Source organism: Mycobacterium shigaense, from assembly GCF_002356315.1.
GTDB lineage: Bacteria > Actinomycetota > Actinomycetes > Mycobacteriales > Mycobacteriaceae > Mycobacterium > Mycobacterium shigaense.
In genome coordinates this window covers 941,120-958,450 of sequence record NZ_AP018164.1, presented here as the reverse complement: position 1 = coordinate 958,450, position 17,331 = coordinate 941,120, and the positions used below count along the sequence as shown (strand labels likewise).

Sequence of the window (17,331 nt, the reverse complement as noted above, 5' to 3'; positions counted from 1 at the left end):
CACACGCGGCCGATCTCGCGCCGTGCATGGCGCTCCCTACGCTCAGTCCCGCGAGAACGCCAGCGCGAGTTCTCTTTCCACGTCCCGGTAGGGCCGGCCCGACACGTCGACGGTGACCTTGTCGATGATTCCGCCGGTGAAGACGAAGGGCGCCTTGTAGCGACTGGACACCCCGGAACCACCGTTGCGGCCGACGGTGATGCCGGCCCCTGCCAACCCGAACGTTCCCGGGTGGGCGCTTACGTCGTCGAGCGTGCCGACCACCTCGTCGTCGATGTAGAGGCTCACGTCGCCAAGAGGCGTGTGGCTGTTCTGCGCCGTCCCCTTGAGGGCATAGCGAGCGCCGAGCAGGTGTCGCCCCAATGGCACTGCACGCGACGACGACACCAGCTGCTCGCGCTCGCCGAGGAAGTTGTAGACGTAGTGCAGGCGTCCGTCCTGGATGAAGAGCACGTGACCGCCGTGCGCGCCGCCTTGCTTGTACAGCACGCCCTCCGCGCCGGTGGTGTCGACGGTGACCTCGGCGACCACCGCGAACGAGCGCCCGCGCAACTCGACGGCGGCACCGACGCCGACGTCGGCGCAGTCGGGATAGTAGACATAGCTGTCCCGTTCGCCGACGATAGACGGGCGCGACCGCGACATCGTCTCGAAAATGTTGAGATCACCGAGTGGCAGGCCGTTGTACTTGGCGGCTTCGGAAAACCACAGCGCTTTGAGCTCCTCGAGCTTGCCGGGGTGCTCGGCGGCCAGGTCATGGCATTGACTGCGGTCGGCCTCGATGTGGAACAGCTCCCAGCGGTCGGCGTCGAAGTGCGACCAGCCGGCGGGCGAGGCCGCGTGGATGGTGTTGGCGAACCAGCCCTGATGCCAGATCCCGCGAGTACCCAACATGGTGTAGAACTGGGTCTGCTTTCCAGTGTCTGCTGCTGGATCAGCAAGGGCCGCTTTGAAACTCACCCCATCCAGCGGCTTCTGCGCGATACCCTTGACCGTGTCGGGCGGTGTCATGCCGAGCAGGTCGTAGATCGTCGGGGTGATGTCGCAGACATTGACGTAGTTGTCGCGGATCTCCCCGTGCGCCGCAATACCGTTGGGCCAGGAAATGATTGCCGTGTCAGCGATACCACCCTCGTGCGAGGCGTAGCGCTTGTAGAGCTTGTAGGGCGTGTTGAACGCCATCGCCCACCCGATCGGGTAATGATTGTAGGTCTGCGGCCCACCGAGGTGGTCGAACAGCTTCATGCTCTCTTCGACGGTGTCGATGTAGCCGTTGAAGAACTTGCCCTCGTTGACCGACCCGTTCGGGCCACCCTCACCGCTGGCGCCGTTGTCGGAGATCACCACGATGATCGTGTTGTCCAGCTGACCGGACTCCTCGAGATAGTCCAGGATGCGGCCGATCTGGGCGTCGGTGTAGCTGAGGAAACCGGCGAACACCTCGGCAAAACGGCTGAACAGCCGCTTCTCTTCGTCGTTGAGCGAGTCCCACGGCCGCACCGTGTCCTGCAGCGGCCACGGTTCGCCGTTGGGCCCCTTGACATCCAGATACGGGTTCACCGGCGACAATTCGGTGTCGACCGGCACGATGCCCAGCGACTTCTGCCGTTCCAGCACGATCTCGCGGTATTTCTCGTAGCCCATATCGAACTTGCCCGCGTACTTGTCGGCCCATTCTTTGAAGACGTGATGCGGGGCGTGTCCGGCGCCGGGGCACACGTAACTGAACCAGGGCTTATCCGGCGCGATGACCTTGGCGTCGCGGATGAATTCGATTGCCTTGTCCGCAAGATCCTTCGACAGGTGGTAGCCGTCCTCGGGCGTGCCGGGCGGACTGACCGGATGGTTGTCGTACACCAGATCCGGATACCACTGATCGGTTTCGCCGCCCAGAAAGCCGTAGAACCGTTCAAAGCCGCGCGACGTCGGCCAGTGCCGCTTGGTCGACGCCATGCTCGACTCTTCCAGGGGCGTCAGGTGCCACTTGCCGATGCAGTAGGTGTTGTAGCCGCTCTCGTTGAGCGCCTCGGACAGCAAGGCCGTATCGGCCGGGATCCGGCCGTTGCAGTTCGGGAAACCATCGGTGAATTCTTCGATGGTGGCCATGCCGACGGTGGTGGCGTTGCGACCGGTCAGCAGCGAGGCCCTGGTCGGGGAGCACAGCGCGGTGGTGTGAAATTGCGACAGCCGTATCCCCCGGTCGGCGATGCGCGTCATCGCGGGCATCTCGACGAGGCCGCCGAAGCAGTCCCAGGTCGCGATGCCGGTGTCGTCCCAGACCAGATAGAGGACGTTCGGCGAGTTCTCGGGAGCGGTCGGTGCCGCATACGGACCCCAATCCGGCTCGGAATCGCGGATATCCAGCTCGATCTTTCCTTGGAACTCAATCGCCATGCGCCGAGCGTAACGCCACTGCGAAAATTCCGATCTTTTTTCGCGGTGCCGCTACGCTCGGCAGAGCAAAACGCCCGAGTCCGTCAGGTCTCGGGCGTTTCGATGTCGCTGGGAGTTACTTGGCCTTTTCCCGGATCTCGACGAGCCGCCAACGCTTAGTCGCCGATATGGGCCGGGTCTCCATCAGCAAGACGCGGTCGCCGACGCCGGCGATGCTGTTCTCGTCGTGCGCCTTGACCTTCTTGGTGGTCCGGATGATCTTGCCGTACAGCGCGTGACGCATGCGGTCTTCCAGCTCGACCACGATAGTCTTTTCCATCTTGTCGCTCACCACGTAGCCGATGCGGGTCTTGCGGCGACCGCGCGTCTTGGGGTTGGCCGGAGTGTGCTTGGGGCCTTTGGCAGTACCGGCTTTCGACGCGGCGTCCGCCTTCGGCGCGGCCTTCTTGGCTTCTGTCATCACGATTCCTTATTTCCGTCGTGGCCCCCAGGACCAGAAGCCAAACCGAGTTCTCGTTCCCGAAGGACGGTGTAAACGCGCGCGATCTCCTGACGGACCGTACGCAGCCGACGGTTGTTACTGAGCTGCCCGGTCGCCATCTGGAACCGGAGGTTGAACAGCTCCTCCTTGGATTCGCGCAGGCGTTCGGTCAGCTCCTCGTCGGTGAGCTCACGCAGTTCGCCAGGCGAAATGCCCACTGCCATCAGAACTGATCCTCTCGGGTGATGATGCGTGCCTTGATCGGCAGCTTGTGAATTGCCCGGGTCAGCGCTTCCCGAGCGGTCTGCTCGTTGGGGTAGCTGAGCTCGAACAGCACCCGGCCGGGCTTGACGTTGACGACCCACCACTCCGGGGATCCCTTACCCGAACCCATTCGGGTTTCGGCGGGCTTCTTGGTCAGCGGGCGGTCCGGGAAGACGTTGATCCACACCTTGCCGCCACGCTTGATGTGCCGGTTGATGGCGATACGAGCGGACTCGATCTGCCGGTTGGTGACGTAGGCGTGCTCGAGTGCCTGAATGCCGTAGTCGCCGAAGTTCACCGCCGTGCCGCCGCTGGCGATGCCGCGCTGGCGGGGGTGGTGTTGCTTGCGGTGCTTGACTCTGCGGGGAATCAACATGATTCAGCTCTCCGTGCTCTGCGGTTCCGGTGCGGGCGCAGCGTCGGCGGTCGGTGCGGTGGCGGCAGTGCTTTCCTCGGCACCCGCGGCCCGTCCGGCGTCGGTGCTGGTCGCCGTGGTCCCCGACGCGCCGCTGCGACGTGGGCGGGTGCCCGACGGCCGCTCGCGGCGCGGACGGTCGGCGCCTGCCGGCGCGGCAGCGGCCAGCTCACGCTTACCGCCGACGATGTCGCCCTTGTAAATCCACACCTTCACGCCGATCCGGCCGAAGGTGGTCTTGGCCTCGTACAGGCCGTAGTCAATGTCGGCACGCAACGTGTGCAGCGGTACGCGGCCCTCGCGGTAGAACTCCGAGCGGCTCATCTCGGCGCCGCCGAGGCGGCCCGAGCACTGCACCCGGATGCCCTTGACGTTGGGCTGGCGCATCGCAGACTGGATCGCCTTGCGCATCGCCCGGCGGAACGCCACGCGGTTGCTCAGCTGCTCGGCGACACCCTGGGCCACCAATTGTGCCTGCGACTCAGGGTTTTTCACCTCGAGGATGTTGAGCTGAACCTGCTTTCCGGTCAGCTTTTCCAGGTCGGCACGAATCCGGTCTGCCTCGGTGCCGCGGCGTCCGATCACAATGCCCGGACGGGCGGTGTGGATGTCCACCCGGACCCGGTCACGGGTGCGCTCGATCTCCACGTCGGCGATACCGGCGCGCTCGAGGCCCGTGGACAGCAGTCGACGGATCGCCACGTCTTCCTTGACGTAGTCGGCGTACTGCTTGTCGGCGTACCAGCGCGACTTCCAGTCAGTGGTGATGCCCAACCGGAAGCCATGCGGATTGATCTTCTGGCCCACTAGTCTGAGCCTCCCTTCGCTTCAGAAGTCTCAGACGTCTTGGCTTCAGCGGTTTTCGCCGGCGCCTTCTTGGCGGGCGCCTTCTTGGCGGCCGGGGCCTTCTTGGCCTCGGAACGGGGTCCAGCCTTCGCGGCGGCCTTGCTGCCCTCGGCACGGCGCGCCCGTGACGACTTCGCCTGCTGGTCCTTGCTCGGGCGGCTTTCGACCACGACGGTGATGTGGCTGGTGCGCTTGCGAATCCGGAACGCGCGGCCCTGGGCGCGCGGACGAATGCGCTTGGCGGTCGGGCCCTCGTCGGCGTACACCGTGGCGACCACCAGGGTCGTCGGGTCCAACCCGTCGTTGTTCTGCGCGTTGGCCGCGGCGCTGGCGATCACCTTGGCGACGGGCTCGCTGGCGGCCTGCGGCGCCCAGCGCAAGATGTCCAGCGCGTCGGCCACCGACTTGCCGCGCACCAGATCGATCACCCGGCGCGCCTTGGTCGGCGACACCCGCACGAACCGTGCCTTGGCCGTTGCCGATGGGAAAGCCGACGGGGATTCAGTTGTGGTCATCGCCGTTTGGCCTTCCGGTCGTCTTTGATGTGCCCCTTGAAGGTGCGCGTCGGCGCGAATTCACCAAGCTTGTGACCGACCATCGCCTCGGTGACGAACACCGGGACGTGCTTGCGCCCGTCGTGCACCGCGAAGGTGTGGCCGATGAAGTCGGGGATGATCGTCGAACGACGCGACCAGGTCTTGATGACCTGCTTGCTGTTCTTCTCGTTCTGCACGTCCACCTTTTTGAGCAGGTGGTCGTCGACGAACGGTCCCTTTTTCAGGCTGCGTGGCATGTGTTACTCCTCGACTCAAGTAGTCGGCGCGATTCCTTCTCATCGCGCTGCGCGCTCTGCATCGTCATCACGCGCTAGCGACCGTGCTTCTTGCCGGTGCGCCGGCGCCGGACGATGAGTTTGTTGCTGGCTTTGTTCGGGTGGCGGGTGCGGCCTTCCGGCTTACCCCACGGGCTGACCGGGTGGCGGCCACCGGAGGTCTTGCCCTCACCACCACCGTGCGGGTGGTCGACCGGGTTCATGACGACACCACGGACCGTGGGGCGCTTGCCCTTCCAGCGCATCCGGCCGGCCTTGCCCCAGTTGATGTTGGCCTGCTCGGCGTTGCCCACCTCGCCGACGGTGGCACGGCAGCGCACGTCGACACGACGGATCTCACCGCTGGGCATCCGCAGCGAGGCGTAGGTGCCTTCTTTGCCCAGCAACTGGATGCTGGACCCGGCCGAGCGAGCCAGCTTGGCCCCACCGCCCGGGCGCAGCTCCACGGCATGGATTAACGTACCGGCCGGGATGTTGCGCAGCGGTAGGTTGTTACCCGGCTTGATGTCGGCGTTGGCACCCGACTCCACCACGTCACCCTGCGAAAGACCCTGCGGGGCAATGATGTAACGCTTCTCGCCATCGAGGAAGTGCAGCAGCGCGATGTTGGCGGTGCGGTTGGGGTCGTACTCGATGTGCGCGACCTTGGCATTGACACCGTCTTTGTCGTTGCGGCGGAAGTCGATCACCCGGTAGGCGCGCTTGTGGCCACCACCCTTGTGACGAGTGGTGATCCGGCCGTGGGCATTACGCCCACCGTGCCCGTGCAGCGGACGCACCAGCGACTTCTCCGGCTCCGTCCGAGTGATCTCGGCGAAATCGGAGACGCTGGCGCCGCGGCGACCCGGGGTCGTCGGCTTGTACTTGCGAATTGCCATGTCTGATCAAATCTCTCTCTCGCGCCCGGCTACGCCGGTGCTCCGAAAAGGTCGATTGGCTTGCTGCCCGGCGCCAGTGTCACGATGGCGCGCTTGGTGCCCTTGCGCTTGCCGAATCCGGTGCGGGTGCGCTTGCGCTTGCCCTGCCGGTTCGCCGTGTTCACCGACGCGACCTTGACGGCGAAGATCTTCTCGATAGCGATCTTGATCTGCGTCTTGTTCGAATCGGGGTGCACCACAAAGGTGTACACGTTGTCGTCGAGCAGTCCGTAGGACTTCTCCGAGATGACCGGAGCCAGGATGATGTCGCGGGGATCAGTCACGGTCGCCATCAGGCCGAAACCTCCTCGGTGCCAGCGGTGCCCGCGGCCGTCTGCGCGGCGATGTAGCCGTTGAGGGCCTCGACGCTGAACACCACGTCGTCGGAGCGCAACACGTCGTAGGTGTTGAGCTGGTCCGGCGCCAGGATGTGCACGCCGGGAATGTTGCGCACGCTCTTCTGGCCGGCCTCGTCGCTGCGGCCGATGACCACCAGCACCTGTTTGCGGTCGGTCAGCGTGCGCAGGAACTGCGCGGCGCTCTTCGTCGAAGGGGTTTGGCCGGCGACAATTTCGGTGATGGCGTGAATACGCCCGTTGCGCGCCCGGTCGGACAACGCCCCGCGCAGTGCGGCTGCGATCATCTTCTTAGGGGTGCGCTGGGAGTAGTCGCGCGGCTTGGGACCGTGCACGATGCCACCGCCGGTGAACTGGGGAGCCCGGGTCGAACCCTGCCGGGCGCGTCCAGTTCCCTTCTGCCGGTAGGGCTTGCGGCCACCGCCGCTGACCTCGCCGCGGGTCTTGGTCGAGTGCGTACCCTGCCGGGCCGCCGCGCGCTGCGCGGTGACCACCTGGTGCATCAACGCGATGTTGGCCGGGGCATCGAACAGTTCGGCGGGCAGCTCGATGGAGCCGTCGACCTTGCCGTCCGGCGTCTTGACGTCAATCTTTACCGCTGCCATTACTTCTCACCTCGTTTGATCGCGCTGCGGACCACCACGAGTCCACCGGTGCGGCCCGGGACCGCGCCCTTGATCAACAGCACGCCGTTCTCGGCATCGACCTTGTGCACCACCAGGTTCTGCACCGTCACCCGGTCGTTACCCATCCGGCCCGCCATCCGCGTGCCCTTGAACACGCGCGCGGGAGTGGCACAGCCACCGATGGAGCCCGGCCGACGGTGCACGGCCTGAGCACCGTGGCTGGCGCCCTGACCGCGGAAACCGTGGCGCTTCATCGTTCCCGCGAAGCCCTTGCCCTTGGAGGTACCGGTCACGTCGACATAGGCACCGTCGGCGAAGATCTCCGCCGTCAGCTCCTGGCCGACTTCGTATTCTGCTGCCGCATCGGGGTTGTCCAGACGCAGCTCCGCCAGAAACCGGCGCGGGTTGACGCCCGCCGCGGTGTACTGGCCCGTCACCGGCTTGTTGACCTTACGAGGACTGATCTCGCCATAGGCCAGCTGCACGGCGCTGTAGCCATCGGTCTCCGGCGTACGGATACGCGTCACGATGTTAGGCCCCGCCTTGACCACAGTCACCGGGACGACCCGGTTGTTCTCGTCGAACACCTGAGTCATGCCCAGCTTGGTACCCAGAATGCCTTTTCTTGCCATGAGTTCGCCGATCCCCTACTGGATGTTGACGTCGACACTGGCCGGAAGATCGATACGCATCAATGCGTCAACGGTCTTCGGCGTCGGATCGAGAATGTCGATCAACCGCTTGTGCGTGCGCATCTCGAAGTGCTCCCGCGAGTCCTTGTACTTGTGCGGGGAGCGGATGACGCAATACACATTCTTTTCGGTCGGCAGCGGCACTGGCCCTACGACGCTGGCACCTGTGCGGACGACGGTCTCGACGATCTTGCGCGCCGACGCGTCGATAGCCTCATGGTCGTAGGCCTTAAGCCTGATGCGGATCTTCTGTCCCGCCACGCTTCTCCTACCCTCACTCCTGTTGAAGCCCGGTAATCGGGCTTGATATCCATGTCCCAGTGCCCCCGGCGCACTGGCTCGACACGGCCCGTCTCGGGCCGATCGAGCGTCACGCCGGATACTGCGCCGCTGTTTACCTGTCGTGGTTCACCGGCCCCCGCGGTCGGGTGTGTCACCCGCACGCAGCCTCGTCCGCGGCCAAAATCGTCGCGTTCAAGGATGGGACCGGACGCGCCCGTTTGGGCGCTGGTCGTATGCCCGGCCAGGCGCGAGCCCGGCGCAAAGCAACCTGAACAGTATGCCCTAGATCGTGGCGTGAACAAAATTCGGTAGTGCGCCGGTAGTGGGTCAGTTTGAAGTCATGTAACTCTCGCGGTGGGCTGGACTGATGGGATGATGGGAACCATGCCAGACGGTCCCCGTAGACGGCCTCGTGACCTCAACTCTTTAGCGGCGTCCATCGTCGCTGATGCGACCGACGAAACCCCCGACCACTACACCTACCGCGTGGAGTGGTCCGACGAAGACAACGAATGGGTCGGCCTGTGTGTGGAGCTGCCGGCACTGTCATGGCTAGACCCAGACAAAGGGAAAGCCCTCGCTGGCATCGAACGACTTGTACGGGACGTGGTCGGTGCTGGCAAGGACTCGGCAGCGGTCGCCGCAGGGCGTAAGGGTGGCCTGAAGGGCGGGAGGGCCCGCGCGGACAATCTCACCGCCGAGCAGCGGTCAGAGATCGCCAAGAAGGCCGCTACTGCTCGGTGGAATAGGCCAGATTAATTGCGTATCACCCTGAACCGTGGAACGTCTTCTGGCGTTCCCGGTTCATCAATATAAAACTGCATAAATTTTTCTCGGGTCACAACCATAAGGCGGCAGAGTTCATCAATGCTGTAGCCGAGGTCGTTCCTGTAAGTCGCCACAACCCGGCGAATCAGAGTAGGTTCTTCTGGTTTAAACTCTCCAGGTTCCCGCTTGCGTCCATTGGGAAGTCTATTGAGCTCCATATTCAGGGTTGTGTTGTGCCGCTCGGAGATCAATCCGAGGGCGTGCGCTCGATATATAAGGGCGGCAAGCGACACTCGCCACTGTTGTTTTAATGCGCCAAGATCACGAAATTTTATATTCCTGAGTCGCGGAGAAATCTCCGCTGCTGGCATCAGAAGTGCGGAAGCGAAATCATCAGCCTGTTTTTCCATCTCCTTCGTCGCAATCCCCTCATGCATGACGAGATGCCCGATTTCGTGAGCCAGGGCGAAGCGCTGTGCGGAGGCAGGCAAGCGATTGTTCACGACAATGATGTGTGCATTGTCCGTCTTGACGCCAGCCATGCTCATGGCGCGCAGCTTCTCGTGTTCCAGATCGGCCGTTATTACCGGAGTGCCGGTTGCCTCCACCACCTTGACGAGGTCTGGCAGAGGACCGGTAGGAAGTCGCCAGATGGCCCGTGTGAGCGCTGCGATTTCTTCCGGTGAGTCGTGCTGGTCGATAGGCAGGCTTGGGAACGGCAAGACGACAGGAACATCGAATGAACGCAATAACCTTCCGACCTCAGCCCGCAGCATCCGCGCGTTGGAATTCGCTTTGCGCAACGGCTTTTGTGGGAGAGTGACCCTTTTCTTGTGGAAGATATCAAAAATCGTGTCGGACGGTAGCGGATCGTTCTGAAAAAAAAGTTCTCGGGGAACCCCGGTGATCTCTGCCGCCTTCATTATGAAGTCATCAGATGGATCCTCAAATCCGTTCTCAATCTTTGACATGAGCGACTGAGAAATACCGGCATGCGCAGCGATAGCCCCTTGGGTCAATCCGGCTGATTCTTTGGCAAGGGTCAACATCGCTGGATTGAATACGGCAGGGGCCGTCACTGTGAGTCAGTTCCGAATCGAATGCTTGGAATGTCTCGCCAGGGTGCTTCGACGTCTGGCATCTCCAACATCCCAGCGACAGGGCGCAGTTCGCCACTGGCGAGTTCCCGAAGGTCGATTAGCCACGAGTCAGCCGGGCTGGTAATCACATACTGTTCTATACCCGCTTCGGCCGCGTCCAGCCTGTAACCGAACGTGACGTTTTGGAATCTGGTGTCGGGGAAAAGCCCGGTGGCTTCAACATTCTGTTGAGCCTGGGTGGGATAATTCCTGGTCGTCGCATCGCGTGTATGCAGCTTGGGCCGGATGGCGATTGTGTCCCGCAGAACGTAGAGGGGACGAGTTTGGCGCTCGATGCGCTCGACGCCCTCCATCTCAACGAGCAGCGCATCTGCCCGTTGCACCATGTAATCCCACACGACGTGCGCACGCGTTGAGCGATGGAAGCGGATGCGCTCCTCATCGATGTAGTCCTGCCAAGCGCCTTCCGTGATTCGGATAAGGGCTTGAGCACCGTCAACCCCGACGATCTGACGAACCATAGCTTCGCTAACCACCAGTCCCGACCTCCTGTGGTGTAGATTTCTCAAAATATTATCACACCAAAATTGACAGATCTAAGGTTGCTCAAGCATAATGGTCAGTATGGTCAACCGACTCTCCACCGAGAAGCGGGCGCAGATCGTGGCCTGCTTGTGCGAGGGCATGAGCATCCGCGCCACCGTGCGCGTGACCGGGGCCGCGAAAAACACCATTGTGAAGCTGCTCGTGGACTTGGGTGGAGCGTGCGCCGAGTACCAGGCTGCTGCGCTGTTTGACTTGCCCTGCAAGAACATTCAGTGCGACGAGATTTGGTCATTTTGTTATGCCAAGCGCAAGAACGTTCCGGATGAGCACCGGGACGAGTTCGGCTACGGCGATGTGTGGACGTGGACGGCGATCTGCGCCGACACCAAAATCGTCCCTTCCTGGCTGGTGGGTGAGCGCACCGCCGAGGACGCCGAAGTGTTCATCCGTGATTTGGCTTCTCGGCTCGCCAACCGGGTGCAGCTCACCACTGATGGTCTACGGCTGTACGTGAGCGCGGTGGAGAGCGCTTTCCATGGTGACATTGACTACGCCATGCTGCACAAGATTTACGCGACCCCCAATGCTTTTGACGATGAGCGCCGCTACAGCCCCGCTGTCTGCACAGGGATCGATGTTCGGAAGGTCAACGGCAATCCCGACCTGGACAAGGCCAGCACGTCCTACGTGGAGCGCCAAAACCTCACCATGCGAATGGGGATGCGCCGCTTCACCCGGCTCACCAACGCCTTCAGCAAGAAAGTGGAGAACCTGGCCCACGCGGTGTCGCTGCACTACATGTTCTACAACTTCGCGCGTCCCCACACGACCCTGACCAAGGCTGCTGGCGGTCGCCCCACCACACCCGCAATGGCAGCCGGTGTCGCAGACCGCGTCTGGACAGTCCGCGACATCGCAGCACTGCTTGACTAAGCCGGCGATAATCGCCGTTCCTATGACGAAAGGAGCTGCTGTGCGCGCTGATGTGACACTCCGAGCGCCGCGCCAATGTCACGAACGGTCATGCCTTCGGCTCGCATTTCACGCGCTGCAAAGCGGCGCTGCTGGGCCGCCTCCGTCTGATACCAGGAAGCTTCATCCGCATATTTGCGCGCCAACTCAAGATAGTGACGAACAGAGTCCGATAGTTCGTTTTGCAGCTCGATCTGGAAGGAGTCGTCAGGGACTTCCAGCAGGAGTGAAATAAGCGAACGGGCCATCGGCTCAACTTCCGACAGCGTGCGCGCCTGCGTGTACTGGTCCAGCTCTACAATATGGACGAGCCAATACCTGCCGTCGCGGCTCGCGACAGCGTGATAGGTCTTCATCGCCACCAACCCCCTCCCAGCTTGGTCTCGCATTGCTTGTACACGGTCTCGGCATAGCGCTGGCCAAGCTCCCTGTGGCGGGCAATTGGAATCATTACGCCATCTAGCTCGAAGATAGTGTGGTTAGCGCCCTCGCGTACCTGGACGAACTTCAGTTCGGCGCCCCTCGCCGCCTTCTCGATCTTTCTGATGACATCCGCCCGCTTTGGCACCCTAGCAGTCTAGACCGCACTAGACAACATAGTCAATGCCGCACTAGACAAACTACACGATTAGGATTCGGTTGACCTGCCGGTTCCAACTGACCTTTTCAAACTGACCTTTTCAAACTGACCCACTACCAGTGCGCCGGTTTGACGCGATGTAATTCACCGGCTGAGGTGGCTTGATGGGACGATGGAGACCATCCGGGATGGCTCCCGTAAAACGGCCCGGTGACCTCAAGTCTTCGGCGGCGTCCATCGTCAGCGATGCGACCGACCAACCCGGACCTTGACACCTCGAGGCAGGACCAGGCGACACAGTCAATGCCGCACTGGACGGCGATTCCTTGCCGAGCCGCGTCGAGTAGGGCGAGTTAAAGGGTGGCGGCCGGCGTCGTGGTTGGCTGATAGTGCAACGGTGTCGGTTACTGCTGCCGTTGCTGCGAGTTTCGCGGCCGGGCTCGGGTTGGCGATTCTGACTGCGCCTGTGGGGGTTTCGGGTGCGGTCTTCCTGCTACCCGTCCAGTTCAGCGTGCTGCACATTCCCAGCCCTGCGGTGACCCCGACGAATCTGCTGTTCAATGTGATCGCCACACCAGGGGCGTTGGCCCGGTATTGGCAGCAGGCATCTTTGTGGAACCCTCTCACCGCCGTGCTGCTCGTGGGGACGGTGCCCGGCGTGATCGTCGGTGCGGTCATACGGGTCTTTCTGCTGCCCGGCGCGCAGGCGTTTCGGCTGATCGCGGCCGCCTTCCTCCTACCCCTTGGGGTGTGGCTACTGCTGCGCCACCACCCCAGCGCACAACCCCGACAGCTGTCTCGCCGATTCCTGGCCACCCTCGCCATCGGTGTCGGCGTCATCGGCGGCATCTACGGCATCGGCGGCGGCTCACTACTGAGCCCCATCCTCGTCGGACGAGGACTGCCCGTCACCAGGGTGGCCCCAGCGGCCTTGACATCCACGTTCGCCACCTCCATCGCAGGCGCGCTGACCTACACCGCCCTGGCCGTCACCGCACCCGACATCGCCCCCAACTGGCTCATCGGAATCACCGCCGGGCTCGGCGGCGTACTCGGCGGCTACCTCGGCGCAGCCCTACAACCCCAGCTGCCAGAACGCATCCTGCGCACCACGCTAGGACTCATGGCCATCGGAATCGCAACAACCTACCTCACCCAAGTACTCACATAAATGGCCCACAGACCAGCGGTGGGGTGGCCGCGTCGCCCTGCTTATGCCTTGGTCAGCGTGGCCTGACCCCGATCGGTTGATCCATGGCTTATGAGAGTCTTACGGCCCACGACATGGGCAGGAAGGCTCGACAAGATCATGGCAACGAGGAAAAGGCACAGCCCCGAACAGATTGTGCGCAAGCTGATGGCGGCCGATCGGCTGCTGGCCGAGGGCAAGGACACCGCAGCAGTGCGCCGCGAGCTGGGTGTCTCCGAAGCGACCTATCACCGGTGGCGTAACCAGTTCGGCGGCTTGAAGGCCTAAGACGCCAAACGGCTCAAGGGTCTGCTGCACGAATAGGTGACACCTGAGATGGCTTGCCCAGCGTGGGCAGGCTGGGAGGATGTCACCATGGCACGGCCCTATCCCCGCGAGTTCCGCGACGACGTGGTGCGCGTGGCCGGCAACCGCGACGACGGTGTGACGCTTGAGCAGATCGCCGCCGATTTCGGGGTGCATCCGATCACGTTGTCGAAGTGGCTGCGCCAGGCCGATGTGGACGATGGCTCCAAGCCCGGCAGGGCCACCACCGATTCGGTAGAGCTACGAGAGGCGCGTCGGCGGATCAAGCTGCTCGAGCAGGAGAACGAGGTACTACGCCGGGCCGCGGCGTATCTGTCGCAGTCCAACCTGCCGGGAAAAGGCTCTACCCGCTCGTGAAAGAGCTCGCCGCCAACGGGATTCCCGTGGCGGTGACGTGCCGGGTCCTCAAGCTCGCCCGCCAGCCCTATTACCGCTGGCTGGCTGATCCGGTCACCGACGCCGAATACGTTGCGGCGCATCGGGCCAACGCCTTATTCGACGCCCACCACGATGACCCGGAGTTCGGCTACCGTTTCCTGGTCGAAGAGGCCCGAGATGCCGGCCAACCGATGGCCGAGCGCACCGCGTGGCGGATCTGCGCCGACAACGGCTGGTGGAGTGCGTTCGGCAAGCGCAGGCGGGGCAAGAACGGAAAGGTCGGGCCGCCAGTACACGATGATCTGGTCGGCCGAGACTTCACCGCTGAGGCACCAAATCAATTGTGGCTGGCGGATATTACTGAACATCGCACCGCCGAAGGCAAACTCTACCTGTGTGCGATCAAGGACGTGTTCTCCAACCGCATTGTCGGCTACAGCATCGACTCGCGAATGAAATCACGACTGGCCACCCAAGCCTTGGCCAGCGCCATAGCCCGTCGCGGTGACGTCGCCGGCTGCGTGGTCCACAGCGACCGCGGCAGTCAATTTCGCAGCCGACGATTCGTCCACGCCCTGGGCCGCTGCGACATGGTCGGTTCCATGGGCCGCGTCGGCGCGGCCGGCGACAACGCCGCCATGGAGAGCTTCTTCAGCCTGTTGCAGAAGAACGTTTTGGACCGCCGCCGCTGGGACACCCGAGAACAGCTCCGCATCGCCATCGTCACCTGGATCGAACGCACCTACCACCGGCGACGGCGACAACTCGCTCTCGGCCGGTTGACCCCCGTCGAGTTCGAAGCAATCATGACCACACCGGCCAATCAGGCCGCGTGACCGAAACTGTCACCTATCGGTGCAGCAGACCCCAAAGACCTTGAGCGTGAAACGCCACGTTGAAACGGTTGTTGGCTGATGCGGAGTTGGAGAAGGTCGCGCTCAAGGAGACCGCGAAGGGAAACTTCTAGGCCCGGAACGCCGGCGGGCAGCCGTTGGGTCTGCTGTATAATTGAGTTCTGTGATCAATCGGAGGCTTGCTTTGGTGTTCACTATGCTTTCGGTGGCACTGCTCCCGGCCATGTCCGCCCCGCCGTCGCACGCTGATGACCATGCTGTGTTCTCCCCAGCGCCGGGTGTGGTCTGCGGCCACAAGGTCTGTGTGGACAAACAAGGCATTTCCTTCGGGCTGACCGCGCTCTACCTCGGCGACCAAGCCCAAGACAAGCTGTTGTCAGAAGGTCTTGTCAACCTCACCGAATTCACCTTGGACAACGGCATCTTCTGCGATACGAAGCAGCAATTATGTTACTTAGACCGCTACTTCGATGCCCATGGCCAGCGCAGCCCCGTATCCGAGAAGTACACCGCGATGCTGTTTGGCTAACACGCCCGGGCGGTACAGGCACCGGGTCTGGCGCAGATTGGCCTGACCCCGATCGGGGTCAGGCCATCTCCATCGTCGACGAACACACCCGCGAATGCCTCGGTGGCATGGTCGAGCGCAGCATCACCGGCGAGCACCTGATCGCCGAGCTCGACCGTCTGGCCGGCCAGCGCGGCACTTATCCAGCGGTACTGCGGTGTGACAACGGCCCCGAATTAGCCTGCAGCGCAATGACCGACTGGGCCGCCGGACAGGTAGGCCTGCACTTCATCCCGCCCGGCGAGCCGTGGCGAAACGGCTACATCGAATCCTTCAACTCCCGCATCCGCGACGAATGCTTGAACATCAACAGCTTCTGGTCACTGGCCCAGGCCCGGGTGGTCATCAGCGACTGCAAACACGAGTACAACCACCACCGTCGCCACTCGTCACTGGGCTACCAGCCCCCAGCCCGCTACGCTGCCACCTGTACCCACCAATTAACAACTCTCGTTCGCTGTGGACCAGTTCACGGGGTCCGGTCAAGCGGCTCCGTCAGGTCTCAACTGCTGCCACGGCGGTGAGGTCTGCAACGGGTCCGCTACGCGCCGGCTCCGCTCCTACGAGTCATCAGGTTCGCACACGGATGCGCGGAGGGTGCGCGGTTAGTCGACCTGACCGGTCAGGCCAAAGTCGGCCAATGTTTTGACAGCGAGGTCCCGCAGAGCGCGTTGGGTGTTCTCGGCGCCCGGCTGATAGGCGTTGACACAGATGCACACCGTGTTGTGCAGATGCCACGCCTGGGCAATCATCTGACCACCGGTTCGTTCCAAGACCTGGCGATGTTCGTGCTGGTCGACCAGTCGGGCCAGGATCAAGTCCGAGTCCGTACCGTCAAGACGGCAGAACGCCGGGTCGATTTCGCCCAAGTAAGAACAAATCACGGTGGCATCGACATCAGCGGGCGACGCATCGAACATCCGCTTCCACGATCGCTTCCGCTTGAAACCCACTAACCGCAGGTACTGCGAGGAATCATCACCGTCTCGCCGCAGCGTCTCGAGCCCCTGCTTGATGGCCCCACGGACGTCACCCAGATCCGTCGTCACCAGTGTCGGATCGACCTTGGTGATCACAAAGGTGGTGACAAATGACGGCGCGTTCGTACGCTGGCCCTCCGTCTGGCCCTCGACGATGGGAAGGGACAAGGTGACGGCACCGTCGTCGGCGCGTTGACGCGTCAGGTGCTGGGCAAGTTTTGCGGCCAACCCGGCGACCAGGGTCCGCGTCGTTCCACCGAGAGCGTTCGCACGAGCTTCCCAGTCGTGCACGCTGACCTTGATCGTGACGGTCGGCAGGACGATAGTCTCAGCGTCGTCGCCACCGACAATGACGGGACGCGCTACCGGCGGCCGGCCTACGTCTCGGCGGCGCCGAGCCTGTTTGGCCACTACGGCAACGGCCCGAGCGGCGTCAGGCACATCCGCTAGAGTCCGGCGGGCGTCCTGAAACACCGCTCGCCAACGAGTGCGTGAATGCGGCGGCGGCACACCCAAGTCGCGCGGCGTGCCCGAGACCGCCTCGAGGACAGCGCCGATGAGCCCAAAGCCATCGATCAAATGGTGGGAACACACCAAACTCACCGCGGTCGACCCGTCCGTTAGGGGCAGAACACCGAGATGCCAGCCGGGCCCTCGCTCCGGGTCGATGGGTACTAATGAACGTTCATCGGCCCATTGCCTGACTTCAGCGTATGGCCGGGCGCACTCGACGATATCGATGTCCACCGATTCCCCGCCGAAGACCCACCTATTCCGCGCGAATTTCAGCGGCGAACATTCGATACGGCGCCCCAGTAACCCCAAACCGAGGTTGTGGTGGAACGTCCTTAACCCTTCGAGGTCGACGGCGTGGTCGAAGATCCACAAACACTGCATCACGAGATTGCGGCCGATGGCGCGATTCAGCGTGAAAAGGCCGTTGTCCACGTATCCGAGCCAATTG

Annotated in this window: 20 protein-coding genes and 3 pseudogenes; 7 read left to right on the top strand and 16 right to left on the bottom strand. The window is 62.9% G+C overall.

The features are described 5' to 3' along the window. Positions 1 to 42 precede the first annotated feature (42 nt). From MSG_RS04510 to MSG_RS04440, 14 genes are all read right to left on the bottom strand, one after another. On the bottom strand, positions 43 to 2,394 hold the full coding sequence (locus tag MSG_RS04510) for an arylsulfatase (RefSeq protein ID WP_096437457.1): 2,352 nt from the start codon (positions 2,392 to 2,394) through the stop codon (positions 43 to 45). 115 nt (positions 2,395 to 2,509) lie between these two features. Continuing rightward, positions 2,510 to 2,854 (bottom strand): 30S ribosomal protein S17, encoded by a 345-nt coding sequence (gene rpsQ / locus MSG_RS04505; RefSeq protein WP_096437455.1) that lies wholly within the window; start codon positions 2,852 to 2,854, stop codon positions 2,510 to 2,512. Then, positions 2,854 to 3,099 (bottom strand): 50S ribosomal protein L29, encoded by a 246-nt coding sequence (gene rpmC, locus MSG_RS04500; protein ID WP_096437453.1) that lies wholly within the window; start codon positions 3,097 to 3,099, stop codon positions 2,854 to 2,856. The genes rpsQ and rpmC overlap by 1 nt, the downstream gene beginning before the upstream one ends. Then, entirely contained in the window at positions 3,099 to 3,515 is a 417-nt protein-coding gene (rplP, locus tag MSG_RS04495) for a 50S ribosomal protein L16 (protein ID WP_044509828.1), read from the bottom strand. Before rplP ends, rpmC begins: the two co-directional genes overlap by 1 nt. Before the next feature lie 3 nt (positions 3,516 to 3,518). Continuing rightward, complete coding sequence (gene rpsC / locus MSG_RS04490) at positions 3,519 to 4,361, bottom strand: 30S ribosomal protein S3 (protein ID WP_096437452.1); 843 nt, start codon at positions 4,359 to 4,361, stop codon at positions 3,519 to 3,521. Further along, entirely contained in the window at positions 4,361 to 4,915 is a 555-nt protein-coding gene (rplV, locus tag MSG_RS04485; protein ID WP_096437451.1) for a 50S ribosomal protein L22, read from the bottom strand. Before rplV ends, rpsC begins: the two co-directional genes overlap by 1 nt. Next, entirely contained in the window at positions 4,912 to 5,193 is a 282-nt protein-coding gene (rpsS, locus tag MSG_RS04480; protein WP_025738376.1) for a 30S ribosomal protein S19, read from the bottom strand. Before rpsS ends, rplV begins: the two co-directional genes overlap by 4 nt. A gap of 74 nt (positions 5,194 to 5,267) precedes the next feature. Then, positions 5,268 to 6,110: a 50S ribosomal protein L2 gene (gene rplB, locus MSG_RS04475; protein WP_096437449.1), complete on the bottom strand. Its 843-nt coding sequence runs from the start codon at positions 6,108 to 6,110 to the stop codon at positions 5,268 to 5,270. A 29-nt stretch (positions 6,111 to 6,139) separates the two neighbouring features. Beyond that, positions 6,140 to 6,442 carry a 50S ribosomal protein L23 gene (gene rplW, locus MSG_RS04470; RefSeq protein ID WP_096437447.1) on the bottom strand — a complete coding sequence of 101 codons (303 nt, stop codon included), beginning with the start codon at positions 6,440 to 6,442 and terminating at the stop codon, positions 6,140 to 6,142. Then, positions 6,442 to 7,110, bottom strand: a complete 669-nt coding sequence (gene rplD / locus MSG_RS04465) for a 50S ribosomal protein L4 (RefSeq protein ID WP_096437445.1) — start codon at positions 7,108 to 7,110, stop codon at positions 6,442 to 6,444. The genes rplW and rplD overlap by 1 nt, the downstream gene beginning before the upstream one ends. Next, positions 7,110 to 7,763: a 50S ribosomal protein L3 gene (rplC, locus tag MSG_RS04460; RefSeq protein WP_096437443.1), complete on the bottom strand. Its 654-nt coding sequence runs from the start codon at positions 7,761 to 7,763 to the stop codon at positions 7,110 to 7,112. Before rplC ends, rplD begins: the two co-directional genes overlap by 1 nt. A 15-nt stretch (positions 7,764 to 7,778) precedes the next feature. Next, positions 7,779 to 8,084, bottom strand: a complete 306-nt coding sequence (rpsJ, locus tag MSG_RS04455; RefSeq protein ID WP_003873519.1) for a 30S ribosomal protein S10 — start codon at positions 8,082 to 8,084, stop codon at positions 7,779 to 7,781. Positions 8,085 to 8,860: 776 nt separating this feature from the next. After that, positions 8,861 to 9,922: an XRE family transcriptional regulator gene (locus MSG_RS04445; RefSeq protein ID WP_142404552.1), complete on the bottom strand. Its 1,062-nt coding sequence runs from the start codon at positions 9,920 to 9,922 to the stop codon at positions 8,861 to 8,863. Positions 9,923 to 9,948: 26 nt separating this feature from the next. Then, positions 9,949 to 10,509 carry a hypothetical protein gene (locus MSG_RS04440; RefSeq protein WP_142404553.1) on the bottom strand — a complete coding sequence of 187 codons (561 nt, stop codon included), beginning with the start codon at positions 10,507 to 10,509 and terminating at the stop codon, positions 9,949 to 9,951. Positions 10,510 to 10,597: 88 nt separating this feature from the next. Here MSG_RS04440 and MSG_RS04435 point away from each other — a divergent pair, with 88 nt between their 5' ends. Next, positions 10,598 to 11,452 carry an IS1 family transposase gene (locus tag MSG_RS04435; RefSeq protein WP_105886903.1) on the top strand — a complete coding sequence of 285 codons (855 nt, stop codon included), beginning with the start codon at positions 10,598 to 10,600 and terminating at the stop codon, positions 11,450 to 11,452. Between the two features lie 20 nt (positions 11,453 to 11,472). On the opposite strand, the gene MSG_RS04430 is transcribed toward MSG_RS04435, so the two are convergent. Continuing rightward, positions 11,473 to 11,847: a hypothetical protein gene (locus MSG_RS04430; protein WP_096437432.1), complete on the bottom strand. Its 375-nt coding sequence runs from the start codon at positions 11,845 to 11,847 to the stop codon at positions 11,473 to 11,475. 621 nt (positions 11,848 to 12,468) lie between these two features. Between MSG_RS04430 and MSG_RS04420 the strand changes: the two genes are divergently transcribed. From MSG_RS04420 to MSG_RS04400, 6 genes and pseudogenes are all read left to right on the top strand, one after another. Continuing rightward, positions 12,469 to 13,242, top strand: coding sequence for a sulfite exporter TauE/SafE family protein (locus MSG_RS04420; protein WP_096437428.1), 774 nt, complete (start codon positions 12,469 to 12,471; stop codon positions 13,240 to 13,242). Positions 13,243 to 13,380: 138 nt separating this feature from the next. Beyond that, positions 13,381 to 13,545: pseudogene (locus MSG_RS04415) on the top strand (transposase); the annotation flags it as partial. A gap of 90 nt (positions 13,546 to 13,635) precedes the next feature. Next, positions 13,636 to 14,801, top strand: a protein-coding gene (locus tag MSG_RS04410; protein WP_096437424.1) for an IS3 family transposase whose coding sequence is annotated in 2 segments (ribosomal slippage) — positions 13,636 to 13,920 and positions 13,923 to 14,801 — 1,164 coding nt in all. Because the reading frame shifts where the segments join, the coding sequence is not laid out codon by codon here. A gap of 33 nt (positions 14,802 to 14,834) precedes the next feature. Further along, positions 14,835 to 14,962: pseudogene (locus MSG_RS26085) on the top strand (IS3 family transposase); the annotation flags it as partial. A 62-nt stretch (positions 14,963 to 15,024) separates the two neighbouring features. After that, entirely contained in the window at positions 15,025 to 15,348 is a 324-nt protein-coding gene (locus MSG_RS04405; protein WP_197705011.1) for a YcgJ family protein, read from the top strand. A 68-nt stretch (positions 15,349 to 15,416) separates the two neighbouring features. Further along, positions 15,417 to 15,911 (top strand): annotated as a pseudogene (locus MSG_RS04400) (integrase core domain-containing protein); the annotation flags it as partial. An 81-nt stretch (positions 15,912 to 15,992) separates the two neighbouring features. Here the strand turns inward: MSG_RS04400 and MSG_RS04395 are convergent. After that, complete coding sequence (locus MSG_RS04395; protein WP_232011156.1) at positions 15,993 to 17,315, bottom strand: hypothetical protein; 1,323 nt, start codon at positions 17,313 to 17,315, stop codon at positions 15,993 to 15,995. Positions 17,316 to 17,331: the final 16 nt, after the last annotated feature.